Genomic DNA, 15,720 nt, shown 5'->3' on the forward strand with positions numbered 1-15,720 from the left:
GCACGTGGTTGCGTCCCTTTAGAATGCATGTGGGACAGCGACAAAAATTAGCTAACACTTGTAAGCTAAAACTTAGGCAGCAGTGTAATGACTCCTTCATCAATTACAAGAAAAAGCGCACCCACATTGGCTAAAATCTAGGCAATGATTTTGACGAACCCTGCTCATTTCAGAGTACACGTGTTCTCTCAACTTATGGGAAAGTTGTAACAGGCTGTAATCAAAAAGGTCTTAGGCACAAAAAAACCGGCCGAAGCCGGTTTTCTCATCTGTTTTGGCATCACTTATACCAGTGAGTTACCACAAATTGACAGTAATTGGTCACGCATCCACAGGTGGCCTTTGTCTTTTTCTGCAGACGCATGCCAGCTCAGGTAACCACTGATACGGTTAGTATCCAGTGGCAGCGGCAACATCTTCAGGTTGTCGCGGTTATGGCCTGCTTCAATCATCCAGCGAGGTGCTACAGCCACCAGCTGTGATTGGCTGACCACGTAAAGAATATTGCTCAGACTCACGCCCTGATACGCTTCACGGTAACGACCATCGCGGTAAAGCGCTTCTGCATAGCCCTGCATTTCACCATTGCGCTTCAACACGGCATGCGCTTCAGCTGCCAGCTCTTTCGCTGTGATGCTCTCTGCCAAACGGGGATGGTTCTTGCTCGCTACCACAACCAGCTCATCGTTGAACATTTCTGTGCTGCTGAAACCTGATTCATTGAAGTGCAGGTAATCAATCACAAAATCCACTTCCTGGTAACGCAGCTTACGCGCGATATCACGATCAAATTCCGTTTCTACCTGAACTTTCACGCTCGGTGCGACTGACGAAATTGTGTTCAGGATTTGCGGAACAAAGCGCATGTCTGATGGGCTACAAATCGCCAAACGGAATGTACGGTTACTGGTTTCCGGAATGAATACGGAAGTCGGCAGTTCATTTTTAATCAGCTGGATCGCCTGACGAATCGGGCCAAATAGCTGACGGGCGCGTTGGGTAGGTTTAATACCACGGCCATTTCGAACAAACAGCTCGTCGTTAAACATCACTTTAAGACGTGACACTGCATTACTCACCGCTGGTTGTGACATGCCTAGACTCTGTGCGGCGCGCGTAATGTTCTGTTCCTGCATCACTGCATCAAAAACGGTGATGAGATTGAGATCAACACTTCTTAACGTCGTATCCGTACGGTTTTCAATATTGTTAACCGACTCTTTCTGCGTCATAGCAAAACCCTAAAGGAAGGAGTAAATGTAAAGCGTCCGTCACCGGAATTACCGAACGACCCTGAAAATGAGTATGTAAATTGAAAAGGGTCGACAGCTATCAGTAAGGCAACTTAGCCTGCTCACGCCCCAGCATAATGAGTGAAACTGAACACACGCTAACCAAGGCACCAACTTAGTAACATGATCGGATAAATGCGCCCCAGTAAATTGTTATAAAATCATGTGCAACAGAAATGGTAAAAACCTAAAAACAAAATAAAAAAGAGGCTGATAATCAGCCTCTTAGATCTAAAAATCAAAACTAACAACCTTGTTAGTTACACATTCATTTCATCAATGCTGGCGCAAACTTTTATTCGCCTGAGATGGCAGCCTCATGCTAAACATCGCACGCTTGCGTGTTTTTTGCGGCCAGAAATCTGAGAGAAGATCGGTGACATGCTCTGGAAATGACACTTGTGACCAGAGCGATTCACGAAGTAAAGACAAGGTGCTTAGATCCCCTTCCCCGAGCCAAGTCGCCAGCTCCGAAGCAACATTTGGGTATTTCACTCGACTGCTCTCTGCCTGTTCCAGCCACTCGCGAATCGTCCCAACATCCAACGACTCCATTGAGTTTGCAAGCCCCAGCGTGTCCAGCGTCGAGACATTGCTTTGCTGTTCAAACTGACCACTGAGGGGTTTCAACAATAGCTTCTTTCCCAAAGACAATGCTTCAGAAGGTAACTCAAATCCGCCATTGGCAATCACACCATCGCAACGAGCTAACGCTTCATGGAAAGTAACTTTGCTCAACGGACGTACATCCACATTCTCTTCGGTTCTTGCTTCCTGACAGGAAGGATGAAAACAGATGAAGCGGTGAGTAAAATGTTGTAGTACGCCGATAACCTCTTCCAGTTTTTCAAACGGAAGGTACGTCAAAATAGTGCCATCCTTGGAGATTTCTGTTGTTTTCAGATCAATGATCGGCGGAAGGATAGGCTGATTAAAGTGATACCAATGCAGGCCAATTTTGGTCTCAGTTGGCGCAAAGTAATGCATGATGAGCTTATCCAGCAGGGATTGCCCCTGCTTTGGGACGTCGAAGGCAAACGCAGATTGATGGCTGACCGACACTGTCGGTACCCGCTGTCGCCTGGCGGCATGCGCGGATATTGGCTCAAAATCAGACACCACCAGATCGTATTCGGACACATTCAAATCACGCACTTCTCGGGCAAATGACACCAGACTGTTGTTCAACGCCGTTTTCAGCATGCTGACTTTACCTGCCTCACTGATAAACGTCAGGCCACGGCGAACCTCATAGTCCCCGAATATCCCCATATCAAAGTATTCCGACGCAGGTCGGCCGGAAAACAGAAATTTCACCTCAACATGCGGTAGCTTGGAAAAGGCTTCAGCCATCGCACGTGCACGGGAAATATGGCCATTCCCCGTGCCTTGCACGCCATAAAGTATTTTCATGCAGGTTCTCGTTGTGATTAATCAGACCATTAAAGCCAGTGAAGCACAGGCCAGTCCAAGCAGGGCACCGACGAAGACATCGGTAATGAAGTGAACACCAAGCAGTACACGGGAAGCGCCAATCGCGGCCGCCCATCCCCAATAAACATGACTGAATTCGGGGTAGAAGTGACTTAGCAATGCCGCCATCACAAATGCCGCCGCCGTGTGTCCTGAAGGCATACTGTAGAGATCAGACGGCGTGATAAATGCTGGAAGATGCTGTGGCCTTGCGCGACGAAAGCGTCTTTTCAGCCACATAAAAAGAGGCACTTCAATGGCAAACGCCAACAGGCCGACGATAAGAAAATGTAGGCCTTGCATGCCGCCGAAAAGAGCAAGCAACACGCCTATTGCTGCGTAAAGATGACCGTCTCCACTTTTAGAGACCCAACGGAAAATCCGTGCGATGTCCGCACTGAAACGGTGATTAAGACAAAGGGTGGATACGGCATTATCCACCCTCTGGATGGCGACGAGGCTCCGCATTCATCAGCTCCAATTCTTCACGTTACCGTTTCAGACTAGGAGTCAGGAATGACAGTCCCATGACGCTTTGTAGACGACTTGATGAATTTTACGCCGGCATATCACCATGAAGATTTTCATGGCGCTTCACTTTACCGAAGTCAGCCAAAATCGCGTACGCTGCCGGAATCATAAACAGCACCAACAACGTTGAAGTGAATATCCCGAACACGATTGAAATCACCAGAGGTTTCACCACCTGGGCCTGCAAACTCGTTTCCAACAGGAGTGGCAGTAAGCCAGCAGCCGTGGTCAGCGACGTCAGAAAGACGGCACGGAAACGTTCCTGACTGGCGCGCACCACAGCATCATAAATATCTTCCCCTTCATCCAAGTGGTGACGGATATATTGCACCAGCAAGATGGAGTCGTTCACCACCACGCCAGCCAGCGAAACGAACCCCATCAGGCTTGGCATACTGAGCGGATGCCCCAGCAGCCAATGTCCCCACAGCACGCCAATTAAGGCAAGCGGGATGGCAATCAAGACCACAAAGGGTTCAAGATAGCTGCGGAATTGATAACTCAGGATCACGAAGATACCGAACAATCCCAGAGCAAAGCCAATCCCCATGGAGCGGCCAGTTTCCGCTGAGTCCTGACTCTGGCCTTCAAACAACACGCGTAGCCCCGGATACTTCGTTTCCAGCCCTGGGATCACATCGCGTTTTAATTGCGCCAAAACATCACCAATACTGACCTGGCTTTGCACCACATCGCCATAAACACTCAGTGTTCGCATGCCATCAATGCGCTGGATACGCACGAAGTTACGTTGATAATTGAGCTCTGCGGCGGTAGAAAGCGGCACCTGACTTCCATCAGGCAACACAATTGGGAAGTTGGCTAAGCTTTGCAGGCTGGCGGCATCATCACTGTCGAGGCGTACATCTATCTCAATGCTTTCAGGGCCAACCTGAATTTCATCTGCCGTTTGACCAAAGTACGCGGCGCGCAGCTGACGGGCAATCAACTGGCCGTTGATGCCAAAAGCTTCCGCACCGGGACGCAGCGTCACTTTCACTTCTTCTTTACCGGGGCGCATATCATCGAGCACCCCTGATACGCCCTGAAATTGGCTGATAAACTGCTGGATGGCGACCGAGGCTTGTTTCAACTCGTTCAAATCGTCATGTTGCAAGCGAATATCAAAGTCGCGTCCACCGGGTCCAAACGCGGGCTGCTTGAAAACCATAGAAATAGGATCGGTCAGCACACCAGTTTCTTTTTCCCAATCTGAGATGAAGTCATCAATCAAGGTATTGCGGATCTCCGCACTCAACAAATCAAGCCTCACTGTCGCGATATGCTGACCACTCTCATCGGCATCGGCGTTAAAGTTGAATTGCTCGGTGATGTGCTCCACCAAAGGCTGACCACTTTCGTTTTGTTCACTTAATCTCTCACCCACTCGATTGGCTGAGGCAACCAGTTTCGCAACGACAGCCTCAGTTTGCGCCAGTGATGAGCCGGGCGGCAATATGACGCGGGCTTCCGCAATATCTCCATCGAGTTCAGGAAAGCCGACAAAACGTAGCTGACCGGAGGCTAAAAGAGCAAAAGAGATCAGCAGCATGGCAATAACACCGCCAACAAAGGGGTAGCGCCACTTCACCGCACTTTCTACTAACTCTGCCAGTTTGCCTGCACGAAAAGCCTCGAATTTTTCGAGGAAGACACGTTTGAAGGCCAAATCCGGTTTTGGCGCTTTGGCTTTTGCCAATGAATGTTGCAAGTGATGCGGCAAAATGAGGAAGGCTTCCACAAGGCTGAGTGTCAGAACCAGGATAAGCACCATAGGAACGACCCGGAGCACCGCCCCCATCTCTCCTTGTAAGAAGATAAGACTCCCGAATATACACACGGTAGTAAGATATGAAGACACCACGCCGGGAAGTACCTTCTTGACCCCATTGACCACGGCATCCTCAAGTTTCTGCCCCCGATCGATATGCGAGGCGATGGACTCTGATATCACAATGGCATCATCCATCATGATACCGATAGCCATTAGCAGTGCGACCAGCGACATGATGTTAATGGAGAGCCCAAGTTGTGCCATCAAAAAGAAGCTGCCAAGAAAGGCAACGGGTAAGCCAGCCGCCACCCAGAATGAATAGCGCAACGAGAAGAACATCCACATCACACCAAATACCAGGATCACCCCTTGCCAGGCATTGCGGGTCATCATGGTCAGGCGGTCCCAAAGGAGCGACGAGAAATCGTTGGTGAGGTTAAGTGTCACGCCATTGGGTGCGCGGGCTTGTTCGTCATCAACAAACTGCGCCACTTTTTCTTTGATACGAAGAGCATCATCAGCTTTGTTTTTGCTGATTTTAAGCAGCGCCGAAGGTTTGCCATCAAACCACACCTGCTGTTCATCAAGCTCAAAGCGCTCGGTCAGGGTAGCGATATCCTGCAGGCGAATCACGCCGCCATCACTGTCAGCAGCAACGACAATCTGCCCCAGGGTATCCGCAGCAATACGTCTTTCATCGAATCGGATCAACAGGCTCTTGTTATCAAGCTCGACATTACCGCTAGGTAGGTTGATGTTCTGCGCACTGACTTGAGAGGCAATATCTGAAATGCTGAGCCCAAGTTGTCGTAATGCACTTTCTCGCACTTCAATGCGGATTTGTTTGTCCGAGAAACCTGCAACACTCACCAAAGGCACATCATAGTCACGCTTGAGCGTCTGCTTCAGATCTTCTGCATAGGCTTTAAGCCCTACCCAATCGGTATCGGCTGCAATCGCCACATCTACCACGGGTTCGTTCCAATCCAGCTCACGTACTACGGGCGGCTCAATATCACTAGGGAAATTGTTGATGGCGTTGATTTGGGTTTGGATATCCACCAGCATGCGGGAGATATCAGCATTGGCATCCAGTTTTACGACCAAACCAGCTGAACCTTCCACTGCTTCACAGCGGGTTTCAACGATGTTGGAAAGACCATCTACCGCATCTTCCATCAACAGACAGATATTTTGCTCTACCTGCTCTGGGCTAGCGCCGGGATACACTACCGTGGCGAGAATAAAAGGCGGCGCGAATTCAGGAAAGGTTTCGCGCTTAAGTTGTGGCAGTGACGTTAATCCAAGAAGGATCAACGTTAGCATCAGCAAGTTAGCGGCTGTCGGGTGACGGGCGAAAAAACGAATCATGATGCCTCCCCGTTCACCGCATTGTTTTCGACCACGTCACCGTTTAAGGTCACCGCGCGAAGTTCCATTCCTGGCACCGCGGGTAGAAGATCGTTCAGCACCAGTTGCTGACCCGCTTTCAGATCCCCGGCGATCGCAACGCTCTCTCCGCGCCTGAACAAAATGGTTACCGGCACCACTTTCAATGTACCGTCTTCCAACAGGTAAATCTTGTCACCGCGAAGAGCGCGCTCCGGGATAACCCAATGAGCGACAGGTTTGCCTTCAATGGTCGCTTTAACAAACATGCCATTGACCAAACTTGGCTGTGCGGCAATCCCCTGTTTTTGTTCTTCATCAAGCGCAATTTCGAGGATGACGCCAACCGTCGCCTGATTGAGGCTGACGGTATCGCTTAAACGCGCCACCTTGGCCAGCCACTCTTCTTTAAAGCTACCACTTGAAAGGTTCACGCTCGCTTCAAGTTGATGCAATTTCCTCGAAAAGCCTTCGCTATGGTCGCCATTTAACGTGTCGAATACGGTCTGCATATCATGGATGGAGACCTGCGCATCCACCTCTACCGCACCAAGGCCATGGGCAATCACCATCACTTGCTGCGGCGTAACAACCTGATCGCGTTCGATGTTCACTTCCGCAATGCGGCTGTCGACAGGCAAAACGATTTGGGTTTTATCAAGGTTTCTCTGGGCTTGTTCCAGCGCTAGATTACTCGCCTCAAGTTCTGATTCAGTGATGCGTTTTTCATCTGGCAGAACTTTTAACTGAGCCTCCAGGTCCTGAACCCGGGTTTGCTGGGAAAGGAAGGCTTGCTGTTCATTGTCCAAATCTGATTGAGATATCAAACCTTTCTGGCGCAGGTTCTTTTGACGCGCCAATTCGTCTCGGCTCAATGCCAGTCTACGCTTCTCGATCGCCAAGGTGGTTTTAAGGTTGGATTCGTCCAATTCCAGTTTGGCCAAACGTACCTCCCTGACACTCACGTCTGCCTGAGCTTGCGCGACGGCCAATTGATAATCAGTGGGATCAATACGCAATAGTTCGGTTCCAGCAGGCAACACCCGCCCTTTTTCCAGTGCTGGATTGCGGTAAATGACTTTGCCGTCCACTTCAGCGATCGCCTGCCAGGTCAGTTTCGGGGTCACCCGGCCAAAGCCAGTGACAACAGGAGCGATGTCAGATTGCTGCAAGGTAATCACATCCACTGCCCGCGCTTTAGATTGCGCAGGTTTCACTGGTACATCTGGCCTGCTTTTTATCGCGATAAAAAGCACAGCAATACCAACGGCCAGAGCGGGAAAGAAAAGCAATTTGCGGCGAAGTGTCATGGCGTATGATCTCCCTGAACCTTGAAAATTCCGTGTTGTAATAAGGCAGCATTGTGCTGGGCGAGCCGTTGAAGGTAGTCCTCATCCATTGTGATCCCCTGCAGTGTGGCAAGGCTTTGCGGAATAATGAATGGAAAGACCATCAGGCTGAAAAAGCTAAGACGGGCGAACTCAGGATCGATGTTTTCCTGCAATGCCCCTTTCTCCTGTAACCGTCTGAACAACATTTGCTGCATAGGCAAGAGTAAGTGGTTGAAGAGCTTTTCGACTGTCTTTCTTTGCTCATCGTTTTCGTCCAGCATCATGCTACGGATAATCAGCGCTGGAAGATTAGGACCTGGCGCCATCACTTTGTAAAACGTTGCAACCGCATCGTTCAGTGTTTCTATTTTTCCATCGTTAATCGCCTTCTGGATACGGGCAATCATAGGAGCGGCGCTCTCATGCACGGTCGCTTCAAACAACCCTGCTTTGTTGCCGAAGTAATAGCGTATTAGGGCGACATCCACCCCTGCGCTCTCAGCAATCTTGCGGGTAGACACTTTGTGATAGGGAGAAGCAAGAAAACATCGCTGCGCTTCTTTGATAAGCGCCGCTCTGGCATCAGAGCCTCCGGTAGGGCGACCAGGCTTTTTGTTCATCTCATCATCCGTAATTCATCACTGTTGAATTAATACTACTCCCACTTTGGTCTCTTTTCGCTCCATTTAATTCCCCAAATCATAGGATTGTGATGAATTACCGCTCAAAAAATAACCGCAGATGAAAAATCTAGATTTAAGCCAATAAAGCAGTTTTTTAAACCACAGTTAACATTATGAGTGACGCTTTCTTGTTATTTTCTAATTTGATATTGACGCTTTAGTAAGCTGTTTGGTATTCATTTGTGCAGACATCTTTAGAGAACTGTTACAAATGATGAAACGCATTTTCCTCCTAGACCTTCTACTTCTCGTGAATTATTCGCGCGGGTAGGTCATGGATTGAAAACAGTTTTCACCTGACACACGAAACCCGCGCCAAGGCGCGGGTTTTTTGTATGACCTGCCAAAGGTGCGGAGTACAACCTAATAAAGGCACATGAGGGAACGACCATGAAAGACCAAGTCATCATATTTGACACCACATTACGCGACGGCGAACAAGCGCTGTCCGCCAGTTTGACTGTAAAAGAGAAGTTGCAGATTGCACTGGCGCTGGAGCGTCTGGGTGTGGATGTGATTGAAGCTGGTTTCCCTGTTTCAAGCCCAGGTGATTTTGAATCCGTCCAGACGATCGCTAAATCGGTCAAGAATAGCCGCATTTGTGCATTGTCCCGTGCTGTCGATAAAGACATCGACGTCGCCGCAGAATCCCTCAAAGTTGCTGAAGCGTTTCGTATCCACACTTTCCTTTCTACTTCTACTATCCACGTTCAGGACAAACTGCGCCGTAGCTACGATCAGGTTGTTGAAATGGGTGTGAATGCCGTCAAACGCGCCCGTCGTTACACAGATGACGTGGAATTCTCCTGTGAAGATGCAGGCCGTACGCCGATTGATAACCTGTGCCGCATGGTGGAAGAAGCCATCAAAGCAGGTGCAACTACGGTCAATATTCCTGATACTGTGGGTTACACCGTACCGGGTGAGTTCGGTGGCATCATCGAAACCCTATTCAACCGCGTGCCAAACATCGACAAAGCAGTGATTTCGGTTCACTGTCACGATGACTTGGGCATGTCGGTCGCCAACTCGATTGCCGCAGTTCAAGCAGGTGCGCGCCAGATTGAAGGCACCATCAACGGTATCGGTGAACGTGCCGGTAACTGTGCGCTGGAAGAGATTGCGATGATTATCAAAACCCGCGGCGAGTTGTTAGGCGTCGAAACAGGTATCAATCACAAAGAAATCAGCCGCACCAGTAAGATGGTTAGCCAACTGTGTAATATGCCTATTCAGTCCAACAAAGCGATTGTCGGTACGAATGCATTCAGCCATAGCTCTGGTATTCACCAAGATGGCATGCTGAAGAACAAGAACACTTACGAGATCATGACGCCAGAGTCGATTGGTTTGGGCCAAAAAGCATTGAACCTGACCAGCCGCTCAGGTCGCGCTGCGGTGAAAAGTCACATGGATACCATGGGCTACAGCGACGACGACTACAACCTGGACAACTTGTACGAATCTTTCTTGAAACTGGCAGACCGCAAGGGTCAGGTTTTCGATTACGATCTGGAAGCCCTGATGTTCTTCAACAACCTGCAGGAAGAAGATGACTTCTACAAGCTGAAGTATTTGAGCGTACAAAGTGGCAGTGTAATGGCGACTACAACCGTCAGCCTGCAGTGCGGCGACGACGAAGTCAGCGACGCTGCGATTGGTAACGGCCCAGTTGATGCCTTGTATCAGGTCATTTACCGCATTACCGGCTATGACATTGTGCTGGACAAGTTTGACCTGACCGCTAAAGGCGAAGGGGAAGACGGTTTGGGTCAAGCAGACATCATCGCTAACTACAAAGGTCGCAAGTACCACGGTACGGGCGTCTCAACAGATATTATTGAAGCCTCAGGTCAGGCATTGCTGCACGTGATTAACAGCATTTACCGCGCTGACCGCATCGCGCAAATAAAAGAACAAGCAACATTAAAAATGGAGACAGTGTAACCATGGCAGGCACCTATAAGATTGCCGTTCTACCGGGAGACGGTATTGGCCCGGAAGTGATGCAACAAGCCCACAAAGTTCTTGATGCCGTAAGCGCTAAATTTGGCATTAGCTTTGAGAAAACTGAATACGATGTCGGTGGTATCGCCATCGACAACCATGGCACCCCGCTGCCAGACGCAACTCTCAAAGGCTGTGAAGCGGCTGATGCGGTTCTGTTTGGTTCAGTAGGTGGCCCTAAGTGGGAACACTTGCCACCGAATGAACAGCCAGAGCGTGGCGCGCTGTTGCCACTGCGTAAGCATTTCCAACTGTTCTGTAACCTGCGTCCGGCGCAGATTCACGCAGGTTTGGAAGCTTTCTCACCACTTCGCGCGGATATCTCTGAGCGCGGTTTTGACATCGTAGTGGTGCGTGAGCTGACCGGTGGTATCTACTTTGGTCAGCCTAAAGGCCGTGAAGGTTCAGGTGCAGAAGAGAAAGCGTTCGACACTGAAGTTTACTACCGCTATGAAATCGAGCGTATTGCTCGCATCGCGTTTGAGTCTGCACGTCTTCGCCGCAAGAAGGTAATGTCAGTAGATAAAGCGAATGTATTGCAAAGCTCTATCCTGTGGCGTGAAGTGGTCGAAGAAATCGCGAAAGACTATCCAGATGTTGAACTGTCACACATCTACATCGACAACGCGACCATGCAGCTGATTAAAGACCCATCGCAGTTTGACGTGATGCTTTGTTCAAATATCTTCGGTGACATCATCTCTGATGAGTGCGCAATGATCACTGGCTCCATGGGCATGCTGCCTTCAGCTAGCCTCAACGACAGCAAGTTTGGCCTGTACGAGCCCGCAGGTGGTTCTGCACCGGATATCGCAGGTAAAAACATTGCAAACCCAGTGGCGCAAATCCTGTCCGCCGCTCTGATGCTGCGCTACAGCCTTGGCGAAGAAGACGCCGCACGTGCCATCGAAGCTGCGGTCAGCCAAGCGCTGGAAGCCGGCGAGCTAACGGCTGATCTGGCTGGCGATGCGACCCCGCTGACCACATCCGAAATGGGTGATAAGATTGCAGCGTATGTAAGCGAAGCCTAAGCGCACTGGAAGCACATAATTATTAAGGAAGACAGGGCAATGTCAGCGAAAACCCTTTACGAAAAAATCTACGACGCGCACATCGTCGTAGAAGCACCGGGCGAAACCCCGTTGCTGTATATCGACCGTCACTTGGTCCACGAAGTGACCTCTCCTCAGGCATTTGATGGCCTGCGTCAACACGGCCGTAAAGTGCGTCAGGTTTCTAAAACCTTCGCGACTATGGATCACAACGTTTCTACTGAGACCAAAGACATCAACGCCTCAGGCGAGATGGCAAAAATTCAGATGGAAACGCTGGCAAAGAACTGTGAAGAGTTCGGCGTCACCCTTTACGATTTGAACCACCCTTATCAGGGTATTGTTCACGTTATGGGTCCTGAGCTGGGTATTACCCTGCCGGGCACTACCATCGTTTGTGGCGATTCCCATACCGCAACCCACGGCGCGTTTGGTGCACTGGCATTCGGTATCGGTACCTCTGAAGTTGAACACGTACTCGCGACTCAAACACTGAAGCAAGGCCGTGCCAAGACCATGAAGATTGAGGTCAAAGGCAAAGTCGCTGAAGGCGTGACCGCGAAAGATATCGTTCTCGCGATCATCGGTAAAGTCGGCCACGCAGGTGGTACTGGTCACGTGGTTGAGTTCTGTGGTCAAGCGATTGAAGATCTGACCATGGAAGGCCGCATGACGGTCTGTAATATGGCGATCGAGTTGGGCGCAAAAGCGGGTCTGGTTGCACCGGATCAAACCACCTTTGAATACCTGCAAGGCCGCAAGTTCTCGCCAGCTGGCGCAGACTGGGATGCAGCTGTTGAATACTGGAACAGCCTGAAAACTGACGCGGACGCTGAGTTCGACACTATCGTCACGTTGGAAGCGGCAAACATCTCTAACCAAGTCACTTGGGGCACCAACCCAGGTCAGGTTGTGGGTGTGAACGATGTGGTTCCGGCACCGGAAAGCTTTAGCGACCCTATCGAGCGTCACTCTGCTGAGCGTGCGCTTCGCTATATGGGCATCGAAGCCGGCCAGAAAATCACTGATATCAGCATCGATAAAGTGTTTATCGGCTCGTGCACCAACTCACGTATTGAAGACATGCGCGCCGCAGCGGCTGTCGCCAAAGGCCGTAAAGTGGCTGCAGGCGTTCAGGCGCTGGTGGTGCCTGGTTCTGAACAGGTCAAAGCGCAAGCAGAGCAAGAGGGTCTCGACAAGATTTTCGTCGAAGCAGGCTTTGAATGGCGTCTACCTGGATGCTCTATGTGTCTGGCGATGAACAATGATCGCCTTGGGCCAAAAGAGCGCTGCGCATCCACCAGTAACCGTAACTTCGAAGGCCGTCAGGGCCGTGAAGGTCGTACTCACTTAGTGAGCCCAGCGATGGCTGCAGCTGCAGCCGTTGCTGGTCACTTCGTTGATGTGAACAGCTTATAAGGAGCCCACCATGTCAGGAATTAAACAACACACAGGCTTGGTGGCGCCGCTGGATGCAGCAAACGTCGACACTGATGCCATCATTCCAAAGCAATTTTTGCAGAAAGTGACCCGCACCGGTTTTGGTAAGCACCTGTTTCACGACTGGCGTTTTCTGGATGATGCTGGTCAGCAGGACAACCCAGAGTTTGTGCTGAACCAAGCACGTTACAAAGGCGCAAGTGTACTGCTGGCACGCGAGAACTTTGGTTGTGGTTCATCCCGTGAGCACGCACCTTGGGCACTTGCTGATTTCGGCTTCAAAGTGATGATCGCGCCAAGCTTTGCGGACATCTTCTACGGCAACTCCATCAATAACCAGATGGTACCGGTTAAGCTGACTGAAGCAGAAGTCGACGAACTGTTTAAGTTTGTGGAAGCTAATGAAGGCGCAGAGATCGCGTTGGATCTGGAAGCGCAAACCGTTTCAGCAGGTGGTAAATCTTACTCGTTCGAAATCGACGAGTTCCGCCGTCACTGCTTGCTGAATGGCTTAGACAGCATCGGCCTGACGCTGCAACATGAAGAAAAGATCGCAGAGTACGAAAGTAAGATCCCAGCATTTCTGGCGTGATCGCAGACAAAGTATCAACAAGCCGGCTCATCGAGTCGGCTTTTTTTGTCGTATTAGAAAGAAAATCATGGATTAAAAGGTCTTAGGCTTTAGAACGACTCTTTAGGGAAAAGATCATGCGAACTATTTTAACCATTTGCGCCGCCTTTTTAATTTTGAGCAGCCAGGCTTTTGCTGCCCCCAAAAGCGACCTCTGGCCTATTTGGGATAAGAGTAATGAGTCTAACTCTGCTTCGTTTGATCACAGCCATTGGCAGAAAATCCTAGACAAGTACCTTCTCGAAAAAGGCCAGCACAACCTTTTTAATTACAATTCAGTCAGTCCGACTGATAAGGCATTACTCAGTCAATATCTGACTAACCTGACTGCTCTGGATCCTCGTAATTACAGCAAGGCTGAACAGTTTGCTTATTGGGTAAATCTGTACAATGCGCTGACTGTTCAACTTATTCTCGATGAGTACCCTGTAAAATCAATTACTAAACTGGGTGGCTTTTTAAGTTTTGGTCCTTGGGATGATGATGTTGCCAAAGTCGCAGGTCAATCACTGACGCTCAATGACATTGAGCACCGTATCCTTCGTCCCATCTGGAATGACTCACGTATTCACTACGCCGTTAACTGTGCCAGCCTTGGTTGCCCTAACCTCGCTACGACCGCGTTTTCCGCACATAACAGTGAAGCGCTATTGGAAGCAGCAGCCAAGCAGTTCACCAACAGTAATAAAGGCGCAAGCATTGACGGTAATACTCTGACACTATCTTCGATTTATGACTGGTATGGCGTAGATTTCGGTAGTGACGAGCAAGAAATATTAAAAACCATCGACCGATACCGCGACGGTTCAAAGCTTGAGGGCTGGAAGGGTAAAATTAAATACGATTACGATTGGTCACTTAACCAACCTTAAAACGTATTTTGTTGAAAAACTAAAGACGGGCGCATTACGCGCCCGTTGCTATTTATATCACTACGATTGGTTTACAATATTGACCATCTCGTGGGGTGCTGACTTCGTCGGCTGAGATTGCGAACGCTAAACCCATGTACCTGAACCAGATAATGCTGGCGTAGGAATGAGATGTCCAAAGCTGACCCGCTCAATGACCTCACCCTCGCCGCACATTGACGTGAGGCACCGATGAAATATTCTATTTCTGCTCTGATGTTGGCAATGACCATGGCTGGTCCCGCGCTGGCACACTCTACTGATACCTTGACCGTATACACTTACGACTCTTTTGCTGCTGACTGGGGACCAGGCCCTGCAGTTAAAGAAGCCTTTGAGGCTGAATGTCACTGCACCTTGAATCTGGTCGCACTGGAAGATGGCGTCACAATATTGAACCGTCTGCGCCTCGAAGGAAAAAACAGCAAAGCGGATGTGATCCTCGGCTTAGACACCAACCTAATGACTGAAGCAGAAAAAACAGGTCTGTTGGCAAGTCACAAAGTAGACACTAAATCAGTTACTTTGCCTGACGGTTGGAGCAATGACACCTTCGTTCCCTACGATTATGGATACTTCGCCTTTGTTTACGACAAAACCAAGCTGGAAAACCCACCAAAGAGTTTGAAAGAGCTGGTTGAGAAGCGTGATGACATCTCCGTTATTTATCAAGACCCACGCACTTCAACACCAGGCCAAGGCCTAATGCTGTGGATGAAGTCTGTTTACGGCGAAGATGTTGCGGGTGCTTGGCAGCAATTGGCGGAGAAAACCGTTACCGTAACTAAAGGCTGGTCTGAGGCGTATAGCATGTTCCTCAATGGCGAATCAGACATGGTACTGTCGTACACCACTTCTCCGGCTTATCACCTGATTGCGGAAGAAAATCCGAACTTCAGCAGTGCTAACTTTGAAGAAGGCCACTACATGCAGGTAGAAGTGGCAGCGAAAGTGAAAACTTCGGAAAAACAGGAACTGGCTGATCAGTTTATGCAATTCATCCTGAGTGATGGCTTCCAAAATGCAGTGCCAACCGGCCAATGGATGTATCCAGTTACCGGCGTTGAGCTACCAAAAGGCTTCGAAACGCTTTCTGTACCTGGCAAGAGCCTGCAATTCTCTCCAGAGAAAGTGGCAGATAACCGCCGCATCTGGATTCGTGAATGGCAATCAGCCTTAGTGAAATAGCCTCTGGTAAGTGATAAG

The 15,720-nt window shown here is 49.7% G+C and carries 12 protein-coding genes and 1 riboswitch; of the genes, 6 read left to right on the forward strand and 6 right to left on the reverse strand.

Annotation, left to right across the window (positions count from 1 at the left end; genetic code table 11):
- Positions 1 to 284: 284 nt before the first annotated feature.
- The 6 genes from leuO to GCE9029_RS20595 form a co-directional block, all read right to left on the reverse strand.
- Entirely contained in the window at positions 285 to 1,232 is a 948-nt protein-coding gene (gene leuO / locus GCE9029_RS20570) for a transcriptional regulator LeuO (protein WP_062666482.1), read from the reverse strand.
- Positions 1,233 to 1,568: 336 nt separating this feature from the next.
- Positions 1,569 to 2,705, reverse strand: coding sequence for an MJ1255/VC2487 family glycosyltransferase (locus GCE9029_RS20575; protein WP_062666484.1), 1,137 nt, complete (start codon positions 2,703 to 2,705; stop codon positions 1,569 to 1,571).
- Positions 2,706 to 2,726: 21 nt separating this feature from the next.
- On the reverse strand, positions 2,727 to 3,233 hold the full coding sequence (locus GCE9029_RS20580) for a phosphatase PAP2 family protein (RefSeq protein ID WP_062666487.1): 507 nt from the start codon (positions 3,231 to 3,233) through the stop codon (positions 2,727 to 2,729).
- Between the two features lie 88 nt (positions 3,234 to 3,321).
- Entirely contained in the window at positions 3,322 to 6,441 is a 3,120-nt protein-coding gene (locus GCE9029_RS20585; protein WP_062666489.1) for an efflux RND transporter permease subunit, read from the reverse strand.
- Positions 6,438 to 7,769, reverse strand: coding sequence for an efflux RND transporter periplasmic adaptor subunit (locus GCE9029_RS20590; protein WP_062666491.1), 1,332 nt, complete (start codon positions 7,767 to 7,769; stop codon positions 6,438 to 6,440). Before GCE9029_RS20590 ends, GCE9029_RS20585 begins: the two co-directional genes overlap by 4 nt.
- Complete coding sequence (locus GCE9029_RS20595) at positions 7,766 to 8,410, reverse strand: TetR/AcrR family transcriptional regulator (protein ID WP_062666493.1); 645 nt, start codon at positions 8,408 to 8,410, stop codon at positions 7,766 to 7,768. The genes GCE9029_RS20590 and GCE9029_RS20595 overlap by 4 nt, the downstream gene beginning before the upstream one ends.
- A gap of 453 nt (positions 8,411 to 8,863) precedes the next feature.
- Between GCE9029_RS20595 and leuA the strand changes: the two genes are divergently transcribed.
- The 6 genes from leuA to thiB all read left to right on the forward strand — a co-directional run bounded on the left by leuA (position 8,864) and on the right by thiB (position 15,702).
- On the forward strand, positions 8,864 to 10,420 hold the full coding sequence (gene leuA / locus GCE9029_RS20600) for a 2-isopropylmalate synthase (RefSeq protein WP_062666495.1): 1,557 nt from the start codon (positions 8,864 to 8,866) through the stop codon (positions 10,418 to 10,420).
- A 2-nt stretch (positions 10,421 to 10,422) separates the two neighbouring features.
- On the forward strand, positions 10,423 to 11,511 hold the full coding sequence (gene leuB, locus GCE9029_RS20605; protein WP_046306228.1) for a 3-isopropylmalate dehydrogenase: 1,089 nt from the start codon (positions 10,423 to 10,425) through the stop codon (positions 11,509 to 11,511).
- A 39-nt stretch (positions 11,512 to 11,550) separates the two neighbouring features.
- Positions 11,551 to 12,951, forward strand: a complete 1,401-nt coding sequence (gene leuC / locus GCE9029_RS20610) for a 3-isopropylmalate dehydratase large subunit (protein ID WP_062666497.1) — start codon at positions 11,551 to 11,553, stop codon at positions 12,949 to 12,951.
- A gap of 10 nt (positions 12,952 to 12,961) precedes the next feature.
- Positions 12,962 to 13,564, forward strand: coding sequence for a 3-isopropylmalate dehydratase small subunit (gene leuD, locus GCE9029_RS20615; protein WP_062666498.1), 603 nt, complete (start codon positions 12,962 to 12,964; stop codon positions 13,562 to 13,564).
- A 113-nt stretch (positions 13,565 to 13,677) separates the two neighbouring features.
- Positions 13,678 to 14,475 (forward strand): DUF547 domain-containing protein, encoded by a 798-nt coding sequence (locus tag GCE9029_RS20620; RefSeq protein WP_197475412.1) that lies wholly within the window; start codon positions 13,678 to 13,680, stop codon positions 14,473 to 14,475.
- Between the two features lie 81 nt (positions 14,476 to 14,556).
- Positions 14,557 to 14,659, forward strand: a riboswitch (TPP riboswitch).
- Positions 14,660 to 14,730: 71 nt separating this feature from the next.
- Positions 14,731 to 15,702 carry a thiamine ABC transporter substrate binding subunit gene (gene thiB, locus GCE9029_RS20625; RefSeq protein WP_438356878.1) on the forward strand — a complete coding sequence of 324 codons (972 nt, stop codon included), beginning with the start codon at positions 14,731 to 14,733 and terminating at the stop codon, positions 15,700 to 15,702.
- The last annotated feature ends 18 nt before the right edge of the window (positions 15,703 to 15,720 follow it).

It is taken from the genome of Grimontia celer (assembly GCF_900055185.1).
Lineage (GTDB): Bacteria > Pseudomonadota > Gammaproteobacteria > Enterobacterales > Vibrionaceae > Enterovibrio > Enterovibrio celer.